The sequence below is a fragment of the Clostridium sulfidigenes genome, assembly GCF_052067195.1.
Taxonomy (GTDB): Bacteria; Bacillota; Clostridia; order Clostridiales; family Clostridiaceae; genus Clostridium_J; species Clostridium_J sulfidigenes.
Genome location: NZ_JBQHQR010000008.1, coordinates 26,626 through 50,829 on the forward strand (window position 1 = coordinate 26,626; position 24,204 = coordinate 50,829).

Genomic DNA, 24,204 nt, shown 5'->3' on the forward strand with positions numbered 1-24,204 from the left:
AGGTCATTAAATTATATTATTGATATCTCTATACTTTATAAATTAGAAAGAGGGTATGGAATTGTATAAGTTAAACCAAAATGAAACCCCATTATTTGATGCCTTAATGGAATATGTGAATAGAGACACTCTTCCATTCCATGTTCCTGGGCATAAAAAAGGTGTTGGAGTAGACATAGATTTTAAAAACTTCATGGGCGAAAATCCGTTTAAGATTGACGTTACAGTTTTTAAACTAGTAGATAGTTATCATCATCCAACAGGTCCTATAAAAAAAGCTCAAGAATTAGCTGCTGATGCCTACGGTTCAGATGCATGCTTTTTCTCTGTTCATGGAACATCCGGCGCTATTCAAGCAATGATTCTTTCTGTAGTGGGTGCTGGGGACAAAATAATAATTCCTAGGAATGTTCATAAATCCATTACTGGAGGAATTATCTTAGCTGGTGCTATCCCTGTATATATGCAACCTGAGTTAGATAAAAAGATAGGAATTGCAAATGGAGTTACACCTGAAACAGTAAGAACTACATTGGAAGCTAATAAGGATGCTAAAGCTGTTCTTATAATCAATCCAACCTATTATGGTGTATCTACAGACATTCAGCAAATTGCTGATATCGTTCATGAATATGATATTCCTTTAATAGTTGATGAGGCTCATGGACCACATTTAAACTTTAATAAAAATTTACCTATGTCTGCCATGGAAGCTGGTGCTGATATTTGTGCTCAAAGTACTCATAAAATTATTGGTGCTTTAACTCAAGGATCTCTACTTCAAGTTAACTCTAAAAGAGTAAGTATTCCAAGGGTAAAACAGGTTTTAAACTTAATGCATACAACTTCGCCTTCTTATATTCTAATGGCTTCATTAGATACTGCTAGAAGACAAATTGCATTGGATGGAGAAGAATTACTAGATAAAACAATAGAACTTTCTAATTATGTTAGAGATGAAGTTAATAAAATTCCTGGTTTCTATTGCTTTGGTGAAGAAATCTTAGGAGTTCCTGGAGCATATGCATTTGATCCAACTAAAATTACAATAACTTGCAGAGATTTAGGTATAACTGGTTATGATTTGGATATGATTTTAGCAAACAAGTATCATATTCAAATGGAACTTTCAGATTTATATAATGTCCTTATTGTAGGTTCCTTTGGCGATACTGAAGAGGGCATGGAAAGACTTTTAAGAGCTTTGAGAGAAATCAGTGATGACTATTATGGCAAGGGTACTGCTAAAGCAGACTTCATAGACATCCCTTCCATTCCTGAGCAAATTCAAATTCCTAACGAAGCCTTCAACAGCGTTAAAACTTCTGTTAGAATTAAAAATAGCGTAGGCATGATTAGTGGTGAATTCCTAATGGCTTATCCACCAGGAATACCTGTACTATGCCCAGGAGAAAAAATCACACAAGAAATTGTAGATTATGTACAACAACTAAAAGATACTGGTCTTTATGTTCAAGGTACTGAAGATCCTGAAGTTGAGTATATAAATGTAGTTAAAGATGAGGATGCAGTATTTATTAACGTTGAATAATAAATGTGAATTTTATACTATATAAATTATAATAATTAAAGGTATGATATCTCTCAGATACATACCTTTAATTATTTTTATTAATCTTTAATTGTATTGCTTTGTTAATTTTTTTTCTTATTTCTTAACTCTAATAATTTAAATTCAGCATTGGTTTTTCCTGAATTTACTATACTTTTTAAATACTGATTATAAGACATGTTAATAATGCTTTCATAAGCTCTAATTAAACTTTCAAAATAACCCATCATATAGTTTACCTTCATTAATGGATCTGTATAAGATATATTAAATCTTATAGTATATTTTTTCCTTACTTTCTCTGCAGCCTTTTTTAAGCAATTATAACTTGAAGCTCCTTTAGCTATGAGTATCACCTTTTCATAATTACATGCCATCACTTCTTTATATGCTGGCATACATGCTTCAATAATATTTTCATCAAAGTATTTCTGTTTTGATGTTTCTTCCTGTACTACCTTGAGAAAATCTTGTAATTTCAAGTTAGTTTTAGCTCTAAGTTCTATTAGTTTTGATAATATATCTTTAACCTTTTCAACTTCCTTATGTTCAATATCATATTTTTTATTCATTTTCTCAATGATTTCAAAGCCTTTCATCATTAATTCCAAATCAGTTTTATTTTTTTCTACTTCTTCTTCATTTTGAAGAGCCTTAATTATACTACCATTATCATCATTTAAGAATGCTTCCATGAAAAAGAATATTCTTCCTAGTCTCATTATTGTTTTCTCATCTTCTACTACTTTATTATTTGCATCAATATATATATATCCCTTTTTCTTACCAATTAAGCTGGCAATACCTTTCTTTTCAAATATTACCTCTTTGTATGTATTTCCCAAAAATAGCGCTGGCTCAGATACCTTAATATCTTCAAATAACTTACTATATTTTTTTATAGCTTTTTTTTCTTCTGAATTTGGTGCTTTGTATATTCCCATTAATTATCCTCCCATAGTAATTTTACTTATATAATTATGAATAGTAACCACTAAACTTAATATATTCTTATTATCATTAGATCTACTTTTCAGACTTTTATTATAATATATTATATCAGAAAATAATGAAAATCATATAAATTTATTGCTTATATAAAAAATATTAGCTTTACCTCTATATAATAGAGTAAAGCTAATATTTTATAGAAACTTATTCTAAACCTTATAATGAACAAGCTTCAACCATGAAATTAACTCTTCTGATTTTCCTCTATACTTCCATTCCTGCAACTAAAGCTTTCTTATTTAACTCTACAGCCTTTGCTGGCACTAATGAAGCTACAACCTCTTCCCAATTTACTTCCTTTATATCTAGGGCTTTAAGTAACGCTCCTAGTAATACAACGTTTTGTGCTTTCATATTACCTAGATCTTTTGCAATTTCTGCAGCTTTAATTATAACTGTATTTTCTGCTGTAGATCTTAGTGCCTCATTTACACCCTCTGGATATTTTTCTAGTCCTATTAGTACTGGTACAGGATGAATTTCATAATCATTTACTATTAAATGTCCACCTTCTTTTAAATAAGGTAGTGCTCTTAGTGCTTCACTTTTTTCAAAAGCAACTATGGCATCAGCTTTTCCTTTTTCTATCAAAGGAGAATATACTTTTTCTCCAAATCTAACTTGAGTAGTAACACTTCCTCCTCTTTGAGCCATTCCATGAACCTCAGACATTTTAACATCATAGCCATTTCTTAATAAGCCTTCAGATAATATTTTTGAAGCTAGGATAGTTCCTTGTCCTCCTACACCTATAAATAATATATTTTTTACTTCCTTCATATTATTCACCAACCTTTTCTATAGCATCAAATGGACAAACTTGCTTACATATTTCACAACCATTACACATGCTTTCATCTATTTCCACTACACCATTTTGGAATTTCAATGCTGGACATCCTGTTTTTAAGCACATTTTACACTTCTTACATTTTTCTGCATCAACTTTACACTTTAAGTTAGCTCTTTTCTTCAATACGTCTTTTATTAAAGCACAAGGTTGTTTTGTAATAATTACAAAAGGTTCTGTGCTATCATGAGCTTCTTTTACAGCCTTTGAAGTTTCTTCTATTTTATATGGATCTACTACCTTTATATTTTCCTTTTTAATACCACATGCAAGGACTAAAGCTTCAATATCTACCATTGGAGCTTCTCTATTTTGAAGGGTTCTACCTGTTCCTGGATTTTCTTGGTGACCTGTCATTCCTGTGATTCTGTTATCAAGAATTACAGTTACTATCGGTGTATTGTTATAAACACTTTCAATTAATCCAGTTACTCCTGAATGGAAGAACGTTGAATCTCCAATAAATGCAAATACCTTTTTATCTTCTCTATTAGCTACTATACTAGCTCTTTCCATTCCTACACCAGCTGATATAGAAGCACCCATGCAAATTACAGTGTCAGTTACACTAAGTGGTGCATTCATACCAAGGGTATAGCATCCAATATCTCCAGAAGCTATTACATCCTTATATTTTGATACTGCATAGAATATTCCTCTGTGAGGACATCCTGGACATAGTACTGGTGGTCTAGAAGGTGGATTAGTATCTGCTGTATAAGTTATTTTATTTTCTTCTCCTAAAATACCTCTTCTAATAATGTCTGGATTTAGTTCTTCACATATAGGAATAACTTCCTTACCTATGCAGCTAATTCCTAAAGCTTTAACTGAATTTTCTAAGTATGGATCATTCTCTTCTACTACATATAATTTTTCTACCTTAGATGCAAACTCTTTAATCATTTCATCTGGTAATGGGTAAGAGAAACCTATCTTTAAGTATGATGCATTATCTCCAAAAACTTCTCTACAATATTCATAAGAAATACCACTAGTAATTATCCCTATCTTTGTATTGCCCATTTCCATTCTATTAAGCTTTGTAGTATTAGAATATTGTCTTAGCTTCTCTAATCTCTCTTCTACTTCATAGTGTTTAATTTTTGAATGACCTGGAGTCATTATATATTTTTTAATATTTTTTTCATATGGCTTCACTTCTACAGCTTGTTTATCTCCAACCCCTACTACTGTTTTAGAGTGTGAAATTCTAGTTGTAACTCTAAATAAAACTAATGTATCAAATTTTTCACTTATTTCATATGCTTCCTTCATATAGTCAATGCATTCTTGTGAGTTTGATGGCTCAACCATTGCAACCTTAGCATGAGGAGCATAAAATCTGTTATCTTGCTCATTTTGAGAAGAGTGCATTCCTGGATCATCAGCAGTTACAACTACAAAACCTCCGTTAACTCCTTCATATGCCATAGTAAATAATGGGTCAGCAGCCACATTAAGTCCTACATGCTTCATTGTAGTAAGCACTCTTGCTCCTCCAATAGATGCACCTGATGCTACTTCAAAACCAACCTTTTCATTTGGTGCCCATTCTGCATATACACCTTCATATAATGCAAAGTTCTCTAATATTTCTGTACTAGGTGTTCCTGGATAAGCTGATGCTACATGACATCCAGCTTCATAGGCACCTCTAGCGATGGCTTCATTACCAGTCATTATAACCTTTTTCATATTCACATTCCCCCATTACAATTTATCTTTTAATAATTAATTAACTATCCTACTTCAATTATTCCCCAATAATTGTTTACCCTAAAATACTACCTAATGCTATTGAATAAAGCTTGGATTTTGCACTATCGGCTCTAGAAACCAATACTACAGGGCATTTTGCACCTACAATTACTCCAGCACTTTCAGCACCAGCAAAATAAGTCATAGACTTTCCTAGGAAGTTTCCAGCTTCAATGTTAGGTACAAGAAGTATATCCACTTCTCCTGCTACATCACTTACAATTCCTTTGTGGTGAGCCGCTTCCTTAGATATAGCGTTATCAAGTCCCAGTGGACCATCTATTATGCAACCTCTAATTTGTCCTCTCTTATTCATTGCTGAAAGAGCTGCTGCATCTAAAGTTGCCTGCATTGATGGATTAATCACTTCTACAGCACAAATTGGTGCTACCTTTGGCATATCTATCTCTAGTGCTTTTGCCACTGTTACTGCATTCTTTAATATTCCTATTTTGTCTTTTAATTCTGGATATGGCACCATTCCTCCATCGGTAAGAAGTAATAGCTTATCATAAGACTTTACATCATATACCATTACATGAGATAGCAGATTATTTGTTCTTAGATTTGCTTCCTTATTAAGTACGGCTTTTAATAAATCTGAAGTTCCAAGTAATCCTTTCATTACATAATTAGCCTCGCCCTTTGTAACCAATTCCACAGCCTTTGCTGCAGCCTTAGTTATGTCGCACTCATTAATTATTCTTACTCTAGATAAGTCTATATTAGAATCTTTTGCTATAGTTTTAATTTCATCTTCATTTCCAACTAATATAGCATTTATGATACCCATGTCCACTGCCTTTATCACTGCCTCTAGAACAACATTGTCTTGTGCTACTGCTACTGCCATAGTTTTCTTTTCTTTTTTCTTTGCTAATTCTAACAATTCTTCTAAACTTTTAACCATATTTTCACTCCTTATGTATAGGTTTACTAAAAAAATTGAAATAAGTAGTAGATATCCAACACTTTTTTTATAATATTTTATATTTTCTTACTTTTAAGTATAATGTGTAATCCTTTCTGAGTCAATTTTAACTGCTAAAGTGTAATAGTGTATTTTTTATTTAAAATTAACAAAAATAGATATCTTAAATTATACAATTTAAGATATCTATTAAAAATTTTTATTACTTTAAAAAACTTTACTTATTCGATTATTTTCTTTGGAATATAATTCTCTTATCTATACTATCTACATCTTTACATCCCGTAAGTACCATAGCAGATTTTAACTCTCCCTTTAATCCATTAACATAAGTTTTTACACCATCTCTTTTACCACCAAAGGATGCAGTTACAAAAGGCCTTCCTATTAATACAGCATCTGCACCAAGGGCTAAGAATTTAAGTACATCTACTCCTGTTCTTACTCCTCCATCAGCTAAAATCTTAACTTTACCCTTTACTGCTTTTGCTATATCTTCTAGAACATCTGCTACACCTGGAGTTTCATCTAAAACTCTACCTCCATGGTTAGAAACTACTATAGCATCTACACCTGCTTCTACTGCAAGTAATGCTTCATCTACTGTCATAATTCCCTTTAGTATAAATGGAAGTTTAGTACTATTAACTAATTCCTTTATCTCCTTTACTCCTTTAGGCATTACTGGCTTCCCATGAAGAGCTAAAGTTATAAGTCCACAGGCATCTATATCCACGCCTAGGGCAAATGCTCCTGACTCCTCAGCTAATTTTATCTTTTCAATTATATTTTTATTTTCCCATGGTTTTATAAATACAATACCTTCACCATTAAACTCCTTTAACACTTTTAAATTAGTTGTTAAAAATGTATCTACTGCTGTATCTCCTACCATTGGGTATATACCTGCATCTAAAGTACCTCCAATAACCCAAGAAATATACTCTTCTTCAGAATACTTTCCACCCATGTTAAGAGTAGTTCCTGAAACTGGAGCTGCAAAAACTGGTATATCTAACTTCTTACCAAAAATCTCAATAGCTGTATCTGGATCCTTAGCATCGTGAATTACGCGCATATTAAGCTTATATCTTTCAAGAGCTTTAATGTTTTCTGTAAATGCATTTCCAGTACCTTTTCCACCCATACCTGGGACTTCTCCTGCACAAACAATTCCATTACATACATTACATACTTTACAACTATTATTTAAATTAACTCTAGCTTCTTTTCTAACATCACTATAATTCATAAAATCCCCACCTAACTATAAACTTAAATATTATTTTCCTCAAAGAATTTATCTAATTCATCTTCAGTATAAATCTTTATATTATTTCTAATTAAAAGCTCTGCAGTTACTCCATTACCCGTTTTTTTACCACCTGAAAAAGTACCATCATATATAATTCCTTTTCCACAAGATGGACTCCTTGCCTTTAAAATAGCTGCATCAATTTTTAACTCTCTAGCTATATTTAATGTTTCCTCTGCACCTTTAATAAATTCAGCAGTTACATCATCACTTACATCTCTTCCCAAAACCCTACATTTTCCATCTAAAACCATAGCACCATCACCATTTACAACCTCATGAGCCTCTCTAGGAGTCGCCTGTCCTCCAAGTTGCTCTGGACATACTGGTATAGCCTTTCCTTGTCTTAAAAGTTCAAGAACTTTTTCATTTAAATTATTGTTACCGTCATATTTGCAGTTAATACCACAAAGACATCCACTTACTAAAATCATTTCGTCAACCCCTATACTCTAGTATTACTTTAACTCAACCACAGTAACTCCTGTTCCACCTTCTCCATAATTACCAAGTCTATAGCTTTTAACATGGGGATGATGTTTTAATAAATCAGTGATAGAACTCTTAAGTACTCCTGTTCCTTTACCATGAATTACTGTAACTTCGCCGAGACCACCAAGATAAGCTTCATCTAAATACTTATCTGTGGTATAAATAGCCTCTTGAGAATCCATACCCCTTAAGTCTACTGAAGATGATACTGCTTTTAGATTAAGCTTAGCTTCTCTTCTTTGAACCTTAGCTTTTTTCTTATCTTCACTAGATATTTTTCCCTTCCTTAAATCCTTAAGCTTTACAGAGATTTTCATTATTCCAGCTTGAACTTGAACTTCTCCCTTATTATCCACCTCGGATACTACTATAACATTTTGATTTAAAGATGGAAGATATACCTCCTGTCCTTGAGTTACAGAAGTTAATCCTTCTCCCTTAGGCTCGTCTTTTTTACTTAATTTTTCTTCCATGTTATCAAGAGAATCCTTTATCTTCTTTCTTTCATTCTCTATTTTAGTTCTTGCTTCTGAAGAATAACCTAACTTTTCAAGTTCTCTTATGTTTTTAACAATGGAATCAGCTTCTTCCTTAGAAGCTTTTATAAGCTCTTTAGCCTCTCGTTGTGCTTCATAGATAGCTTTTTCTCTAACATTTTCGAACTTATATAACTTTTCTTCATATTTATTTTTTAATTTTTCTGCTTCTGCTTTTAAACCTTCTGCCTTCCTAGCATCATTTTCTGCTTTAATGCTCTTTTGCTGAAGATTTTGTATTAACTCTTCAAACTTTAAGCTCTCTGTGGAAATATTTTCTTTAGCACTATTTATAATATACTCTGGAAGACCAAGCCTTCTTGATATTTCAAAGGCATTAGATTTACCTGGCACACCTATAAGCAAATTATAAGTTGGTCTTAAAGTTTCAACATCGAATTCTACAGAGCCATTTTCTACTCCAACAGTTTTTAAAGCATAACCCTTAAGTTCACTATAATGGGTAGTTGCTACTATTTTTGTATTTCTATCCCTTAAGTTATCCAAAATACTCATAGCAAGAGCTGCACCCTCCGTTGGATCTGTCCCTGAACCAAGCTCATCAAAAAGTGCTAAAGTATTTTCATCTGCTTCATTAATAATATTTACTATATTAGTCATATGAGATGAGAAAGTAGATAAACTTTGCTCTATACTTTGTTCATCACCAATATCAGCAAATATATTTGAGAATACACTAACAGCTGAACCTACTCTTGCAGGAATCATCATTCCACTCATTGCCATAAGCTCTATTAAACCTACAGTTTTTAGTGTTACAGTTTTACCTCCTGTATTAGGACCTGTAATAACTAAAGAAGTAAACTCTCTACCAAGATAAATAGTGCTTGGTACTACTACCTTTTGGTCTATTAAAGGATGCCTAGCCTCTATTAAATCTATAATTCCTTTATCATTTACCTCTGGACATATACAATTTAATTCATTGGCATATTTAGCTTTTGCAAATATAAAATCTAATTCCCATATAATACTTCCATTATTCTCTATAACATCAATATTGCCTGCAATTTTTAAGGTAAGTTCCTTAAGAATTCTATTTATTTCTGCCTTTTCTTTATTTCTAAGTTCTCTTATTTCATTATTAAGATCTACTAGTCCCATAGGCTCTATAAATAATGTAGCACCTGTACCACTCTGGTCATGGATCAAACCCTTAACCTGTTCTTTGTACTCAGATCTTACAGGAAGTACATATCTATCTCCTCTTACAGTATAAAGACTTTCTTGAAGATATTTAGAGTAGGTCCTAACCATGCTGTTAACTCTGTCTTTAATGGAAGAACTTTTATCTTTTAGTTTCTTTCTAATTATAAATAAAGTTTCACTAGCTCTATCTGCAATTTCATCCTCTCCAATAATAGCTCTAAAGATTTCATCTTCAATATTCTTAAAGGGAACTATACCTGCTATTATATCTTCCAAAACTCTATAAGTTGTTTCCTCGTCCTTACTCTGTACATATTCCTTAAAATTTCTAGAACTTTTAAGCATATTACCAATTCTAAGTAATTCTACTGGCATAAGTGTAGAATTTTTCTTAGCTCTTAAAAGCGCTTCCCTAACATCATATATTCCTTCAAAGGGTGGTGCACTTTTTGTAGTTAATAAAATTAATGCTTCCTTAGTCTCCTCTAAATGCTCTTTGATTTCATAGAGATTGTTATATGGTTTCAGATTATCAATTAAATCTTTACCAGCTTTTGTAACTGTATACTTTTTTAATATTTCCTTGATTTTATAATATTCAAGTACTTTAAAGGTCTTTTCATTCATTTCTTATCCCCTACTTTCTATTCAATTCCCCTCTTATAATGTCCTTTTGTAGTTTTCCCTAAATCTACATCTTCATATTTAAATATATATTTCATCACCTTTAAAACCTGATTATAATCTTCATCTATAAAGTCAACTCTATAATTGTTAATATTATTTTTCCTTAATTCCTTAATGAATGGAACTATGTTTACAGGTAATGTATTATATATATGGCTTCTACAATATTTATCTGTAGTAACTAGAAACTCTTCATTCATCCTATCTCTTAATACAAACTTATCCTTGTCACATCTGAAATTACAGTTTGAAGTAGAGCTCTTATCACCAAAGGTACTGCCAATTACACAGTATTCACTTACCATAAGTTCATACTTACCATAAACTACTACTTGCACTGGAGTTTTAATATTTTTAGCTAGAGAGAACATTTCTTTATTATTAAGTTCTACGCTTAAAGCTGATATATCTGTAAATCTGTTATAAAAATCATAGCTTTCACTATTTAAAATATTTAACTTATAATCTCCAATTATGTTAAGCCTGTTTTTAAACACATTTATTATACCTAAATTAGCTGTAATTAACCCCTTAATTTTAGAAATATTCTTTTCTATAGCTTCAGTAACTAAATTAAATTCACTTTTTATTATATTAGGAACAATCATATATAAATTTTCATAATCTACTCCTTCTAAATTAAAACCTTCACCCTTTTTAAATAAATCTACTCCTATAGCTGGATCTATATCTGGATTTTCACCTATAAAACTTAATACACTTTTTAATTGTTCTAGAGTTTTAACGCATATTAGATACTCATCATTAAATGTATCTTTAGCTTCTTTAGAATTCCTATTAAATTCTTTATAAGCCTTTTCTTCCACATGCCGTTTATCACGAATTTTAACATACTTCATTATATCTTCAATAAGCTCACGTCTTACACTATTTATAGATGATACCCTTAAAAATCCTTCTTCAAAGGTTTCAAATTCAATGTTTTCTAATTTAAAAGGAGTATCCCCTAACTTATTGAGATTTTTAATTATAGCTTCCTTATCCATAGGCTTATTAGCTGCAACCTCTACATTTTCTCCATAGACTTCAAATTCTTTTTCCTTATAAACCGTAGATAAATAAAATCTTTCTCCTGGAGCGAATCTAACCTTTATAGTTAAGGGTAACTTCACACCATAAATATCTTCATAATTTTTTTGAAGTTTAGTTAAAAGTTCAGTGTCTGAAGTTACATATACTTTATCTCCAACCTTATATTTAGTAGGCATAAGCTTCACTTTTTCGCCTTTAAAGGCCTCTTTTACCTTTTCTTTCCCCTTTAAAATATTTGTGATTGTAAATCCACTATTATCAGTTCTAACTCCATCCTGAGCTTTTATATCCTTTTGAAGCTGTATGGTTAAATCTTTTTCAACGGTGCCTAAAAATACTCCTGTATTTTTGGGGCAATTATATGCCATCATGTCTCTTCCAATGTTTCCTCTAAGATATGCCTTGGAAAACCCTTCTCTATTAAATAATTGATTTAGTATGGCCTTTTTAGGTGCTATCTCAAAACTTTTGTTATGATACACACTATCTATAGCTTCTCTATAGGTAGTTACAACACCACTTACATATTCAGGCTTTTTCATTCTACCTTCTATTTTTAATGATGAAGTCCCACTTTCAATTAAACTTTTAATTTCATCTATAGTACAAGTATCCTTTGGACTTAATAAATATCCTTCCTTATTTTCTCCACTAGATTTTTTTATTATAGTATAAGGTAATCTACAAGGCTGTGCACATCTTCCTCTATTTCCGCTTCTTCCTCCTATGATACTACTCATAAGACATTGTCCAGAATAACTTATACATAATGCTCCATGGACAAATATTTCTGTTTCTATATCTAAGTCCTTTGAAATATATCTTATTTCATCTAGACTTAGTTCCCTTGATAAAACTATTCTTTGAAAGCCCTCATTCTTTAAAAATATAGCCCCTTCTCCATTATGTATAGTCATTTGTGTGGATGCATGAATTTCAAAATCTGGTATAGCTTCTTTTATAATTTTAAATAATCCCATATCTTGAGTTATAATAGCATCTACACCAATTTCATATAAAAACTTCCCATATTCTAAAGCTTCACCTAACTCTTCTTCTTTTATCACAGTATTAAAGGCTATATATACTTTAACATTATATAAATGACAATAATTCACTACTTCTATTAATTCTTCTTCATTAAAATTATTTGCATAGGCTCTAGCAGAAAACTTACTCCCGCCCATATATATAGCATCTGCACCACCTTGAACAGCAGCATAGATACTTTCTTTACTTCCACCTGGCGCTAATAATTCTATTTTATCCATATGTTCTCAACTCCTATCAATAAGAAATGTCTTTATTCTATATTAAAAAAGTCATACTTATTTTATTAGTACTTATTTTTTACTTCTCATGGATTATTATATCACAATTCTCTTTGTTACAAACTGTAAAAAATAATAGGAGCTAATACCTTTTTATTGGTTAGCCCCTATACATCTTAATTCATCAATTTTAAATATCCCTCATATATGCCTTCTAACATATTCTTCAAGTTATAATTATATCTTATATATTCTTTTAGTTTATTATTTTTTCTTTTTACCCTACTTTTCTCTACTGCTAATTTTATACTATTATGATTATAAGGATCACAATATATTGCCATATCCTTAAAATATTCCTTTGAAGCCCCTTCCTCCGTAACCACTATGTTACATCCATAAGCTGCTGCCTTAAGGGATGATAAACTTGTAACTTCTGAAAAACTAGCTAATACGTGAGCACTAGAAAAAGTGTATGCATTATACAAATCATAGTCATTCATAAATCCTAAATAATGGGTAGTAGGATAAGCTAAACATTCTTTTAAGTAACGCTCCTCTGATGCCGTTCCAACTAGAACTAAGTCTACTCCTATTTCATTACATATCTTGCTCAATTCTAATTGGTTTTTCACTTCACAAATTCTTCCTACGCACAATATATAATTATCTAAATTATATCTCTCCTTAAAATTATATAAAGGAACTTCATCATAATTTATATCTACTCCATTATAAACAACTTTAATATCTCCCTTTGTAGTGAAATCCCTGGTTATTAAAGACTTTTCGTATATACTATTGCAAAATATGATTTTACTCTTCTTCAAAATTAATTCCTTATAAGCTTTGCAATTATTCCATAGATTTTTTCGTTCCATATTATTACTATATTCGAAAAACTTCTCCATATTAAAATACATCGGTGATACTACTATACTACATTTACTATTACTAGCTAATTTAAAATGTTTATAAGCATCAAATATATTTTTAATATCAAAAAGATGTACTATATCATAATCATCATAATTAGCCTCCTCATTGGCTCCACATATATCTACCTTAACCCCTTTCTCTTTTAAAAAAGTGTATATTTTAAATATTATAGTAGTATCTCCTGAACTTAAATTTATATAATTACTTCTAGCACACAGCAAAACTTTCATGTATAATCCCCCTAAGAATTATGGTTTTACCTAATACCTATGCCTGTAAAATTTTAATTATCACAATATTAAAGAATAAAATTATATTTAATTCATAAATATAGCTAATTATCCTAAAATAAAAAATAAGTGATAATATATAAAAATAATATTATCACCTAAACTTTTACTTTTTTCTTACATTGACTTGTCCATTTTTCATAAGCTGAAGATTTTTATCCTCAATCTCATGACTAAGTTTCTCTAGCTGTCTTACTCTAGCTATTTGGTCATATCTTAAATTATTATTTTCAGATAGAAGCTTTTTGTTAAAGGTCATTTGTTTTTTATTATCCTTTTTTAACTCTTGAACAACTTGGTCCATAAGTTCTAATTGTTCTTTAAGATATGTAACCTCATCCTTTAGCTTTCCTATCTCTTCATCTTTATCCGAAGTGTTAACTTTTCTTAAGTCTTCATTTTCTTTTTTTGCAGCCTGTAAATCTCTTTTTAGTCCTTCTACTTCGGAAATAAGATTTTTTTGTTCCTTTGCAATCATTTTATAATTTTCATTTGCCCTTTCACAGGCCTCTTTATTTTTAAAAACCTCATCTCCTAAATTAATTGCTGCAAGAATAGTAGCATCAGGACGACTTATTTTAGAATTCTTAAACATTAGACTATTTATTTTATTATCTACATATTGAGCAACCATTTGTAGATATTCATCATTTTCTTCTCCTCTAAGGTTATATTCCATTCCATTTATCTTAACTGTTATAATGCTCACATAAACACCCTCTTAATTATAAATTTACATCTGCATAAACTTATAATCATTTTAACATATATTAGCTATTTATTAAATAAGGTATTTAATAAATATTCCAAATACTTGTCAACAATATGTTTCATAAAACTTAATTAAATATAAATATAGTATATTATCGTACATATTTTATAATTATATTGTAATATTTTACCATGTTGAAACGCATTGCTTTTGCTTTTCACCGTGTTCACTATAATTATAATCTATTTAAAATTGTAAACTATTCATTTTATAGAAAACTCCATAAAAAAATAAGTAGATGTAAATTTACACCTACTTATTGTAATTAATAATTATCTTAATTCTGCACCTAACTTATGCTCTAAGCTTCTTAAAATCTTATCATGAACCTTATTTACTTCAGTATCAGTTAAAGTTTTATCTGCATGTCTATAGGTTATAGCATAAGCTATGCTCTTCTTACCTTCTGGAATTTGGCTTCCTTTATAAACATCAAATAGTTTAGCACTTTCTAAGATGCCGCCACCTTGCTTTTTAATAGTGTCTTCTATCTCTTGTACTAGAACTCTATCATCTACTAAAACTGCAATATCTCTTGTTACTGCTGGGAATTTAGGAAGTGCTTTATGTTTTTTGTCTATCTTAGCACATTCCATTAACATATCTAAATTTAATTCAGCAACAAAACATCTTGTATCTATACCATAATTTTCACTTACATCTGGATGAATTTCACCTAAAACCCCTGAAATTTTATTTCTAAGTTTTAATGCAGCAGTTTTCCCTGGATGGAAGCTAGGGTTCTCACTTTCTCTAATAAAAATTCCATTATCTATTCCTAAAGCATCTAGTACATTTTCTACCACACCTTTAAGTTCTAAATAATCTCCCGCTCCATACATTCCTAAGGTTAGAGTATTTCTTTCTTCTGGCAACTTCTCTTCATCAGTATTTTTTATATATACTTTACCTATTTCAAAAAGCATTGCACTTTCATTACTCTTTACATAGTTTCTAGCTAAAGATTCCATCATTGATGCAAGAGTAGTAGTTCTCATAACCTTGAAATCTTCTCCTAGAGGATTTCTAATTTCAACTACATTTCTAAGTTCACTATCTTGTGGAATTAAAAGTTTATCAAAAATTTTATTACTTACAAAGGAATAACTTATAGATTGATTTATTCCACTAGCTACTAAAGCTTCTATTATTTTATCTTCTAGCTTATGCTTATCTGATTTTCCAGACTTTATAGCCTCACAATGAGGAAGGGTAGATTCAAAATTATTATATCCATGAATTCTAGCGATTTCCTCTGCTATATCCTCTTTTATATTTAGATCACTTCTAAATGTTGGACAATTAACAACTAAAACATCACCTTTAATTTCAGTAGTCAAATCTAATCCATCTAAATATCTTTTCATATCTTCTTTTGATATATTGCTACCTAAAAATCTATTAACCCAGTTACTATCTACTTCTAAGGTATGAGGTTCTTTAACTTCATTATATATATCTATAACCCCAGTCATAACCTTACCTGCACCTAATTCTTCCACTAGGGCACATACTCTATCTATAGCTAACTTACATAGGTTTGGATCTAAATCCTTCTCAAATTTAGTTGAAGCTTCTGTTCTAAGTCCTAACTTTTTAGATGTATTTCTTATATTAAGACCATTAAAATTTGCACTTTCTAGGACTATCATAGAAGTATCTTCTTTAACCTCTGAGTTTAATCCTCCCATAACTCCTGCAAGTCCTACAGTTTTATCCCCATCCTTTATACAAAGCATAGAACTATCTATAGTTCTTTCCTCTTCGTCTAAAGTAACAAATTTTTCTCCATCTTTTCCAGTATCAACGACTATAGTATTAGATACTATATCTCTAGCATCAAAGGCATGTAATGGTTGACCTAGCTCTAACATAACAAAGTTTGTTATATCTACAATATTATTGATAGGTCTTACATCAGCTTCTAATAATCTTTCCTGCATCCACTGTGGTGATGGCTGAATGTTTATATTGGAAATTCCTTTAGCCATATATCTTCTACATAGTGGGCTCTTGATTTCTACTTTGTAATTATCAACTATACTTGTTTTATCTTCTTCACTATATTTAAGATTTGGCATTTTATAAGTTAATCCTAAAGTAGCGGCTGCTTCTCTTGCCATTCCAATTATACTAAAGCAATCTGCTCTATTAGAAGTAATTTCAAAGTCAATAATAGCACTTTCAAGAGGTATTACAGACTTGATATCTACTCCAACAGGTGTATCTTTAGGTAATATCATAAGTCCATGTACTGGCTCATCTCCAGCAATTCCAAGCTCTTCTTCTGAGCAGAACATACCGTTTGACACTACTCCTCTTAATTTACCTTTCTTAATCTTAAGTCCTCCATGTAGCGTTGCTCCATGTAGTGCTACTGGAATAATATCCTGCTCCTTCATATTTGTAGCAGCAGTTACTATTTGTATTTCTTCCTCTTTGTTAATATCCACTGCACATACAACTAGTTTTTCTGCATCTGGATGTCTTTCTATTTTTGTTATCTTTCCTGTAACTACATTAGAAATTTCATCTCCTGTAAGTATAACCTCTTCAACATGAGACCCTGAAAGATTTAATGCATCTGCAAGTTCTACAGGGGAAACATTTATATCAACATAGTCTTTTAACCATTTAACTGGATACTTCATAATCTTCCTCCTTATATATTAAAACTGATTTAAAAATCTCATATCACTTTCATATAATAATCTAATATCTTCAATGCCGTATTTTAACATTACAATTCTATCTAATCCAAATCCGAAAGCAAAACCGCTATATTTTTCTGGATCAATTCCGCAATTTCTAAGTACTTGTGGATGCACCATACCACAGCCTACAATTTCTATCCATCCACTACCTTTACAAACTTTACATCCCTTACCTCCACATACAAAGCAAGTTGCATCCATCTCTGCTGATGGTTCTGTAAACGGGAAGTGGTGTGGTCTAAATTTAACCTTCATGTCATCTCCAAACATTTTTTGGATAAACATTTCTAGTGTTCCCTTTAAATCTCCAAAGGTAATATTTTCTGCCACTACTAATCCCTCAATTTGATAGAATATTGGTGAGTGAGTTGCATCTACAGCATCTGAACGATATACCTTTCCTGGTGCAATCATCTTTATTGGTGGCTTTTGATTTTCCATAGTTCTTATCTGGATTGGAGATGTCTGAGTTCTTAATACTATATTATCATTTATATAGAAAGTATCTTGTTCTCCTCTCGCTGGATGATCCTTAGGTATATTTAAAGCTTCAAAATTGTAATGATCAAACTCTACTTCTGGTCCTTCTTCTATAGAAAAACCCATAGATAAAAATATATCATTTACTTGATCAAGAGTTAAACTTAATGGATGTTTTTTCCCCATAGTTTGTTTCTTTCCTGGCATAGAAATGTCAATTACTTCACTATTTAACTTTTCAGTCTTTTCTGCACTTCTAATAGCTACTACCTTTGTATCAATGGCACTTTCTATTTCTTCTCTTACTTCATTAGCAATTTTACCTACCACCGGTCTTTCTTCTGCTGATAGTTTTCCCATACCTCTTAAGATTGCAGTAAGCTCTCCTTTTTTCCCTAAATACTTTACTCTAATATTTTCAAGTTCAGCTTTATCTGTTACTTGACTTAGTTGTTCTAGGGCAATTTTTTTAATTTGTTCTAATTGTTCTTTCATATTCTAAGCTCCTTTCTAAAATTCATGAGTTCATTTAAAATTATGGATTAAAACTTTCTTTAGGAAAAAATTTTCACTTCATAATTAATAAAATTTCTACTTAATTTCATGTATAAATAATAGTTTCTGAAATTAAGTTTTTGCTTTATAGACATAAAAAAACCGTCCCTAAAAAGGGACGGAAAATCCGCGGTACCACCCTAATTGAGTTTTATTAAAACTCCTCTTAGTAAATCTATCGACCATAGCCGCTAATTACTACTATTACTTCATAATTAGTACTCAGAAGTGAACTTCGATATAATCCTATAAGAACAGCTTTCAGTCTTTGGCTCTTCCTCCCTTATATAAAAATATATATCTACTCTCTTCGTCATTGTATAAATATTTTATTTTTATTAAACTAGTTTGGATACTATTTTACTTAAAAAACATTTAAATCTTAACTTGATAGAAACATTATACATATAATATATAAAAATTTCAAGTATTAATACTTTTTATTTAACTTTTGTCTTACACCTTCATATATCATAATAGATGCAGCTATAGCAACATTTAAGGATTCTGTATTTCCTAGCATAGGAATTTTAACCTTACAGGTAGCTAAATTCATAACTTCATCACTAATACCATTACCTTCATTACCTACAGCTATTATTGCATTATCTACTAGATTAACTTCATAAAAGTTTTTTTCTGTATCAAGGGAACTGCATACTAAATTATATCCTTCACTAATTAATCTTTTTGTGAAATCTAAATCTTCATCATGGATTATAGGAATATTAAATATGGAACCCATAGTAGCTCTTAAGGTTTTTTCATTATATAAGTCTACTGTATCTTTACTTAAAATAACGCCCCTACAACCAGCACTATGAGCTGTTCTTATTATAGTTCCTAGGTTGCCTGGATCTTGTACCTTATCAGCTAAAATATACAATCCTTCTTCTTTATTGAAATTTTCCTCTTTCATTTGAAGTACAGCTAAAACTCCTTGAGAATTTTCTGTACCTGAAATATTTTTAAATAGACTGTCATTTATAATAAATAATTTTTCTTCATATTTATTAATATAAAAAGAAAATTTTTCTTTAAATTTATCAACTGAGCTTTCCTTTATAAAAAGTTTATCTATAATAAAATCTGATTTAAAACCTTCTTCTAGAAATCTAAATCCTTCTACAATAAACTTCTTATTTTCAACTCTATATTTTTTTTCTTTTAATTTTTTAATTTCTTTTAATGTATTATTATCCTTACTTTTTATAACCTGCACTTATAAATCTCCTTATCTAACTAAACTTTCAATTCCGTTTAGCTCAGCAGTTCCTCCTATGGCTACTATTATATCGCCTTCCTGTATAACCTCATCTGCAGATGGAGATACCTCTATGTTATCATCTCTTTTAATAGCTACCACATTTACACTGTATCTTACTCTTAAATCTAAGTCTTTTAGAGAGTGACCTTCCCATTCCTTTGGGGTAACAATTTCTGCAATGCTAAAGTCTGGTGATAATTCTATATAATCAAGTATGTTAGAAGAACAAAGGTTATGAGCAACTCTAATTCCCATATCTCTCTCTGGGAATATAACTCTATTAGCACCTATTTTATATAAAACCTTTGCATGCATAGCATTATTAGCCTTAGTTATAATATGCTTAACATTCATTTCTTTAACTAAAAGAGTAGATAGAATATTAGCTTGAATATCAGAACCAATACTAATTATAGCTACATCAAAGTTACCAATTCCAAGGGCTCTTAGACTAACTTCATCATTAGCATCTACTTGAACAGCATGAGTTACTCTCTCTGCAATGTTTTGAACTGCTTCTTCATCTATATCTACAGCTAATACATCATTACCAAGTGCATATAAAGTCTCTGCTACTGAAGTTCCAAATCTACCTAACCCAATAACTATAAATTGTTTTTTACTCATTAATATATCCCCCTTTATCCAACTAAGATTTTATCTTCTGGATACTTAATAGAATTTCCTCTTTTACTTTTTCTTATAGAAATTGCTACAACTAATGTAAGTGGCCCAACCCTACCTGCATACATAGTTAGAGCTACTATACCCTTGCCTATAGTGGTAAGTTCTTGAGTTAATCCTAATGTTAACCCAACAGTTCCAAAGGCTGAAGTAGCTTCATATAAATAATGTTCAAAAGGAGCACCCGATGCTCTTTCTGTAATAGATAATAATATGGTTGTAGTGAACACTAACGCCAGTGCTATTACTACTACTGCTAAAGCCTTATATACAGTTTCTTTATTTATTTTTCTTTTAAATAACTCTGTATCTTCTCTTCCATTTATAACTGATAGTATTGTCATAAAAAGCACACCAGCTGTAGAAGTTTTTATTCCCCCAGCCGTTGATCCTGGTGAACCACCAATAAACATCAACATTATGGTTAAAAATGTAGATGCCATAGTCATCTTTGTCAAATCTATAGAATTAAATCCTGCTGTTCTTGGTGAAACCGATGCAAAGAATGCTGACAGCACTTTTTCTTTAATCCCCATAGGCTTTAAAGTATCTGGATTAGAAAGTTCAAATACAAGAAACATTATAAATCCAAATAAAATTAATCCTGCACTCACAGCTATTACTAGTTTAGTCTGTAGTGTTAATCTTTTTGTACGTTTATAATTAAATATATCATTCCATGCATAGAAACCTAGCCCACCAATTACTATTAAAGAAGATATAGTAAGTATTATCAAAGCATTATCACTATAGGCAGTTAAACTACTATAATTCCCCATGAGATCAAATCCAGCATTACAAAATGCAGAAACTGCATGAAATATACTATAATATATACCTTTAATAATTCCAAACTCAGGTATAAATTCAAAGGAAAGCAGTAAAGCTCCTATAAATTCTATTGAAAAAGTAAATACTAATATATATCTAGCTAATTTTACTATTCCCTGAAGAGATGTTGAATTTAATGATTCCCTTATAATTAATCTTTCTTTAAGAGTTATTTTTTTACCAATAATTAATGATAAAAGTGTAGCAAAAGACATAAATCCAAGACCACCAATTTGTATCAAAATAAGTATTACTGTTTTTCCAAAATAGCTCCAATAAGTACCAGTATCTACAGTAACTAATCCTGTAACACAAACTGCAGAAGTTGATGTAAAAATACAATCAATAAATGGAGTTCCTACACCTTTTATAGTAGCAATAGGTAAGCTTAATAATAGGGCACCTGTAAATATTATAGTTGCAAATCCCATAGCTATTATTTGAACGGGAGTAAAGTTTTTACGCCTTAGAATATCCCTTAATCTTAACTGCATAGATAACACCTCAAACTTTTAAAAAAATTTATCACGATTATATATTTATATATAGTTTCCCCATTTCCTTATTAAAATATATATAGTATAAAAATGTAGCCATGGCTACATTTCTATACTATATATATCCCTACATCTATTATCTTTATTTCTTATATAAAAATAATAAATAATTATGTACATTAAAATTTAGTCTAACAAAATCCAGAGACATGACATAGTCATCCTCTGGCTTTTATTTTTTATATTTAATTAATCTTATAAATGCTTCTTAGCAACTTCTACTAATTCAGCAAATGCTTTTGGATCGTTGATTGCTATTTCAGAAAGCATTTTTCTGTTTATTTCAACTCCAGCAAGCTTCATTCCATTCATGAATTTTGAATAAGAAAGATCATTCATTCTAGCAGCTGCATTTATTCTAGCTATCCATAGTTTTCTGAAATCTCTTTTCTTTAATTTTCTTCCAACATAAGCATTTCTTAATGCTCTTATTACTGATTCATTAGCTGTTTTAAATAACTTGCTTTTTCCACCGTAGTATCCTTTTGCAAGTTTTAATACTTTTTTATGTTTTTTACGACTATTCATCGCTCTTTTTACTCTTGCCATTATATTTACCTCCTAGATAACTTCCTACTATAAGTATGGTAGTAATTTCTTCATTATTTTTTCTTGAGTAGTTGAAACATATCCTGTTTTTCTAAGATTTCTCTTAGTCTTTCTGCTCTTTTTAGTTAATATATGGCGTCTAAAAGCTTTAGATCTTTTTAACTTACCTGTTCCTGTCTTTTTAAATCTCTTTGCTGCACCTCTATGTGTTTTCATTTTTGGCATTGTAAAGTCCTCCTCTCGGTTATGCTCTTTTTGGAGCTAATATCATTATCATATTTCTTCCTTCTTGTCTAGCTGGCTTTTCAATAACATAAACATCGCCTAATTTTTCTACAAAAAGGTTTAATATCTTGTGTCCTACTTGTGAGTTTTCAATTTCTCTTCCTCTAAATCTCACAGTAACTTTAACTTTGTCTTCATCTAATAAGAACTTTCTAGCATTATTAGCTTTTATCTCAATATCGTGCTCTTCTATGCTAGCACTTAGTCTAATCTCTTTAAGAGTAGTGATTTTTTGTTTCTTTTTAGCTTCTTTTTCCTTCTTTTGTTGCTCATAAACAAACTTACCAAAATCCATGATTTTGCATACCATAGGTTTTGCATTTGGAGATACTACAACTAAATCTAATTCCTTTTGTAATGCAATTTCTAATGCTTCTTTTGTAGAAATTACTCCTAGTGCTTCCCCGTCTGAGTTAATAACTCTAACTTCTTTGTCTCTTATCTCTTCATTCATCATGAAATCTTTATTTTTACTGATAACATTCACCTCCGGCTTTTAAACCACATATTTTTATCTTATATAAAATAAAAAGGACAGCAAACGCCGTCCTGTTATTACAATCATTGTAAACCAAAATTTTACCTTACTAGCAGTACTGTAAGGTGAGAAACGGCAGTTTCTACTTGTTAATTAGTTATTTACTTTTTCACTAACATAGTTAATCTTACTACACCTTTATATTATTGTCAATAGGCATTTCTATAATTTCTTTAAACATTAAACATTCATTACAACCACTGCAATGATAAATTCTATTCTCAAAAACTTTCTCTAGAGTATTAATTAGCTCCTTATTTTTACATCTATTAGCAGAATGTATTACTATTTTTTTCGGGCACATAGTTATTAGTCCACTTATAACTAAATCATCTTGACTAACGTCTACTATATTTTTATTTTCGCAAATTTCATTCAAAAGGGTTTCCATAATATTATTTCCAAATTCATCTCTGAGTATATATGAATCTCCTCTTTTTCCAATATACAAATCTACCTTTTCAGCCTTACTTTCTTGTATCTCAACAAAATACTTTAAAAGACTAATAAATTCATTATACTCTTTTTCTATCATATAACTTTCTACCACTTTTTCTATTATCGTATATATCTGTGGCATTAATTCCTTGGATCTAAAGTCCATAAACCCTTTAATATTTAATACGTTACCTTCTTCTATACAATTAATAATTCTATCTAAAATACTATTTTTCTTATTCATATAATATATCACAGTATCATCTATAGGTACTTCTTCTTTTAAAATTTTATATATATCCTTTTTTACAATACTTATATCGTTATAGTTAAGAAAATTATACGTTTCATTCAGATGTTTATTAACCCTTTTTTCTAAAAATTCATTAATAATTACACCATATAAAATATTAGCTGTATAATAGTTAAATAATTTCTTAACTTCAGCCTCAGTGTAATCACCATCTTCCCAATATATATGTATACATTCATCTAATTCATCATTTTCAATTTTTAAATTTATACTTTTCTTTTTCTCTCTCAAATACTCACTCATACTCTTAACTTGATTTAATACATAATCCTTATAACTATTATTTACAATGGTCAACAGTAGCATTCAATCACCCCACTTCATGTTAAGAATTTTATAGAT

At 30.4% G+C, this 24,204-nt stretch carries 20 protein-coding genes and 2 other annotated features; of the genes, 1 reads left to right on the plus strand and 19 read right to left on the minus strand.

Annotated features, from left to right (window positions below):
- The first annotated feature begins 61 nt into the window (after positions 1 to 61).
- Positions 62 to 1,552, plus strand: coding sequence for an aminotransferase class I/II-fold pyridoxal phosphate-dependent enzyme (locus ACTNBA_RS10815; protein ID WP_150844493.1), 1,491 nt, complete (start codon positions 62 to 64; stop codon positions 1,550 to 1,552).
- 104 nt (positions 1,553 to 1,656) lie between these two features.
- On the opposite strand, the gene ACTNBA_RS10820 is transcribed toward ACTNBA_RS10815, so the two are convergent.
- The 19 genes from ACTNBA_RS10820 to ytxC all read right to left on the minus strand — a co-directional run bounded on the left by ACTNBA_RS10820 (position 1,657) and on the right by ytxC (position 24,168).
- A complete protein-coding gene (locus tag ACTNBA_RS10820) occupies positions 1,657 to 2,517 on the minus strand; it encodes a hypothetical protein (protein ID WP_441074028.1) in 861 nt (286 codons plus the stop codon).
- 271 nt (positions 2,518 to 2,788) lie between these two features.
- Positions 2,789 to 3,364 (minus strand): indolepyruvate oxidoreductase subunit beta, encoded by a 576-nt coding sequence (locus ACTNBA_RS10825; RefSeq protein WP_441074030.1) that lies wholly within the window; start codon positions 3,362 to 3,364, stop codon positions 2,789 to 2,791.
- A 1-nt stretch (position 3,365) separates the two neighbouring features.
- Entirely contained in the window at positions 3,366 to 5,132 is a 1,767-nt protein-coding gene (gene iorA / locus ACTNBA_RS10830) for an indolepyruvate ferredoxin oxidoreductase subunit alpha (RefSeq protein ID WP_441074032.1), read from the minus strand.
- Positions 5,133 to 5,208: 76 nt separating this feature from the next.
- A complete protein-coding gene (locus ACTNBA_RS10835; protein WP_441074034.1) occupies positions 5,209 to 6,105 on the minus strand; it encodes a phosphate butyryltransferase in 897 nt (298 codons plus the stop codon).
- A gap of 250 nt (positions 6,106 to 6,355) precedes the next feature.
- Positions 6,356 to 7,378 (minus strand): alpha-hydroxy-acid oxidizing protein, encoded by a 1,023-nt coding sequence (locus ACTNBA_RS10840; RefSeq protein WP_441074035.1) that lies wholly within the window; start codon positions 7,376 to 7,378, stop codon positions 6,356 to 6,358.
- A gap of 23 nt (positions 7,379 to 7,401) precedes the next feature.
- On the minus strand, positions 7,402 to 7,875 hold the full coding sequence (locus ACTNBA_RS10845) for a 2-thiouracil desulfurase family protein (protein ID WP_346886263.1): 474 nt from the start codon (positions 7,873 to 7,875) through the stop codon (positions 7,402 to 7,404).
- A 24-nt stretch (positions 7,876 to 7,899) separates the two neighbouring features.
- On the minus strand, positions 7,900 to 10,266 hold the full coding sequence (locus ACTNBA_RS10850) for an endonuclease MutS2 (RefSeq protein WP_441074036.1): 2,367 nt from the start codon (positions 10,264 to 10,266) through the stop codon (positions 7,900 to 7,902).
- 17 nt (positions 10,267 to 10,283) lie between these two features.
- Positions 10,284 to 12,650 carry a U32 family peptidase gene (locus ACTNBA_RS10855; RefSeq protein ID WP_441074037.1) on the minus strand — a complete coding sequence of 789 codons (2,367 nt, stop codon included), beginning with the start codon at positions 12,648 to 12,650 and terminating at the stop codon, positions 10,284 to 10,286.
- 176 nt (positions 12,651 to 12,826) lie between these two features.
- Positions 12,827 to 13,819, minus strand: a complete 993-nt coding sequence (locus ACTNBA_RS10860; RefSeq protein WP_441074038.1) for a glycosyltransferase family 4 protein — start codon at positions 13,817 to 13,819, stop codon at positions 12,827 to 12,829.
- Positions 13,820 to 13,985: 166 nt separating this feature from the next.
- Positions 13,986 to 14,588, minus strand: a complete 603-nt coding sequence (locus ACTNBA_RS10865) for a cell division protein ZapA (RefSeq protein WP_346866733.1) — start codon at positions 14,586 to 14,588, stop codon at positions 13,986 to 13,988.
- A gap of 335 nt (positions 14,589 to 14,923) precedes the next feature.
- On the minus strand, positions 14,924 to 17,302 hold the full coding sequence (pheT, locus tag ACTNBA_RS10870; protein WP_441074039.1) for a phenylalanine--tRNA ligase subunit beta: 2,379 nt from the start codon (positions 17,300 to 17,302) through the stop codon (positions 14,924 to 14,926).
- Positions 17,303 to 17,320: 18 nt separating this feature from the next.
- Positions 17,321 to 18,340: a phenylalanine--tRNA ligase subunit alpha gene (pheS, locus tag ACTNBA_RS10875; protein ID WP_035134359.1), complete on the minus strand. Its 1,020-nt coding sequence runs from the start codon at positions 18,338 to 18,340 to the stop codon at positions 17,321 to 17,323.
- Positions 18,341 to 18,511: 171 nt separating this feature from the next.
- Positions 18,512 to 18,726: a binding site (T-box leader), on the minus strand.
- A 104-nt stretch (positions 18,727 to 18,830) separates the two neighbouring features.
- A complete protein-coding gene (locus ACTNBA_RS10880; RefSeq protein ID WP_441074041.1) occupies positions 18,831 to 19,622 on the minus strand; it encodes a TrmH family RNA methyltransferase in 792 nt (263 codons plus the stop codon).
- A gap of 12 nt (positions 19,623 to 19,634) precedes the next feature.
- Positions 19,635 to 20,294, minus strand: a complete 660-nt coding sequence (locus ACTNBA_RS10885; protein ID WP_441074042.1) for a potassium channel family protein — start codon at positions 20,292 to 20,294, stop codon at positions 19,635 to 19,637.
- 14 nt (positions 20,295 to 20,308) lie between these two features.
- Positions 20,309 to 21,676 carry a TrkH family potassium uptake protein gene (locus ACTNBA_RS10890; RefSeq protein ID WP_441074044.1) on the minus strand — a complete coding sequence of 456 codons (1,368 nt, stop codon included), beginning with the start codon at positions 21,674 to 21,676 and terminating at the stop codon, positions 20,309 to 20,311.
- A gap of 258 nt (positions 21,677 to 21,934) precedes the next feature.
- Entirely contained in the window at positions 21,935 to 22,288 is a 354-nt protein-coding gene (gene rplT / locus ACTNBA_RS10895; RefSeq protein WP_035135825.1) for a 50S ribosomal protein L20, read from the minus strand.
- Between the two features lie 27 nt (positions 22,289 to 22,315).
- Entirely contained in the window at positions 22,316 to 22,513 is a 198-nt protein-coding gene (gene rpmI, locus ACTNBA_RS10900; protein WP_035135823.1) for a 50S ribosomal protein L35, read from the minus strand.
- Positions 22,514 to 22,532: 19 nt separating this feature from the next.
- Positions 22,533 to 23,060 (minus strand): translation initiation factor IF-3, encoded by a 528-nt coding sequence (infC, locus tag ACTNBA_RS10905; protein ID WP_441074045.1) that lies wholly within the window; start codon positions 23,058 to 23,060, stop codon positions 22,533 to 22,535.
- Positions 23,061 to 23,093: 33 nt separating this feature from the next.
- Positions 23,094 to 23,205 (minus strand) — a sequence feature (ribosomal protein L20 leader region).
- A gap of 36 nt (positions 23,206 to 23,241) precedes the next feature.
- Positions 23,242 to 24,168 (minus strand): putative sporulation protein YtxC, encoded by a 927-nt coding sequence (gene ytxC, locus ACTNBA_RS10910; RefSeq protein ID WP_441074047.1) that lies wholly within the window; start codon positions 24,166 to 24,168, stop codon positions 23,242 to 23,244.
- Between the last annotated feature and the right edge of the window lie 36 nt (positions 24,169 to 24,204).

Coding starts and splice junctions, on each gene's coding strand:
- pheT (WP_441074039.1), bottom strand. CDS start 17,302: ATGAAGTATCCAGTTAAATGGTTAAAAGACTATGTTGATATAAATGTT.
- ACTNBA_RS10845 (WP_346886263.1), bottom strand. CDS start 7,875: ATGATTTTAGTAAGTGGATGTCTTTGTGGTATTAACTGCAAATATGAC.
- ACTNBA_RS10835 (WP_441074034.1), bottom strand. CDS start 6,105: ATGGTTAAAAGTTTAGAAGAATTGTTAGAATTAGCAAAGAAAAAAGAA.
- iorA (WP_441074032.1), bottom strand. CDS start 5,132: ATGAAAAAGGTTATAATGACTGGTAATGAAGCCATCGCTAGAGGTGCC.
- rpmI (WP_035135823.1), bottom strand. CDS start 22,513: ATGCCAAAAATGAAAACACATAGAGGTGCAGCAAAGAGATTTAAAAAG.
- ACTNBA_RS10825 (WP_441074030.1), bottom strand. CDS start 3,364: ATGAAGGAAGTAAAAAATATATTATTTATAGGTGTAGGAGGACAAGGA.
- pheS (WP_035134359.1), bottom strand. CDS start 18,340: ATGAAAGAACAATTAGAACAAATTAAAAAAATTGCCCTAGAACAACTA.
- ACTNBA_RS10885 (WP_441074042.1), bottom strand. CDS start 20,294: ATGAGTAAAAAACAATTTATAGTTATTGGGTTAGGTAGATTTGGAACT.
- ACTNBA_RS10850 (WP_441074036.1), bottom strand. CDS start 10,266: ATGAATGAAAAGACCTTTAAAGTACTTGAATATTATAAAATCAAGGAA.
- ACTNBA_RS10840 (WP_441074035.1), bottom strand. CDS start 7,378: ATGAATTATAGTGATGTTAGAAAAGAAGCTAGAGTTAATTTAAATAAT.
- ACTNBA_RS10855 (WP_441074037.1), bottom strand. CDS start 12,650: ATGGATAAAATAGAATTATTAGCGCCAGGTGGAAGTAAAGAAAGTATC.
- ytxC (WP_441074047.1), bottom strand. CDS start 24,168: ATGCTACTGTTGACCATTGTAAATAATAGTTATAAGGATTATGTATTA.
- ACTNBA_RS10820 (WP_441074028.1), bottom strand. CDS start 2,517: ATGGGAATATACAAAGCACCAAATTCAGAAGAAAAAAAAGCTATAAAA.
- rplT (WP_035135825.1), bottom strand. CDS start 22,288: ATGGCAAGAGTAAAAAGAGCGATGAATAGTCGTAAAAAACATAAAAAA.
- ACTNBA_RS10890 (WP_441074044.1), bottom strand. CDS start 21,676: ATGCAGTTAAGATTAAGGGATATTCTAAGGCGTAAAAACTTTACTCCC.
- ACTNBA_RS10860 (WP_441074038.1), bottom strand. CDS start 13,819: ATGAAAGTTTTGCTGTGTGCTAGAAGTAATTATATAAATTTAAGTTCA.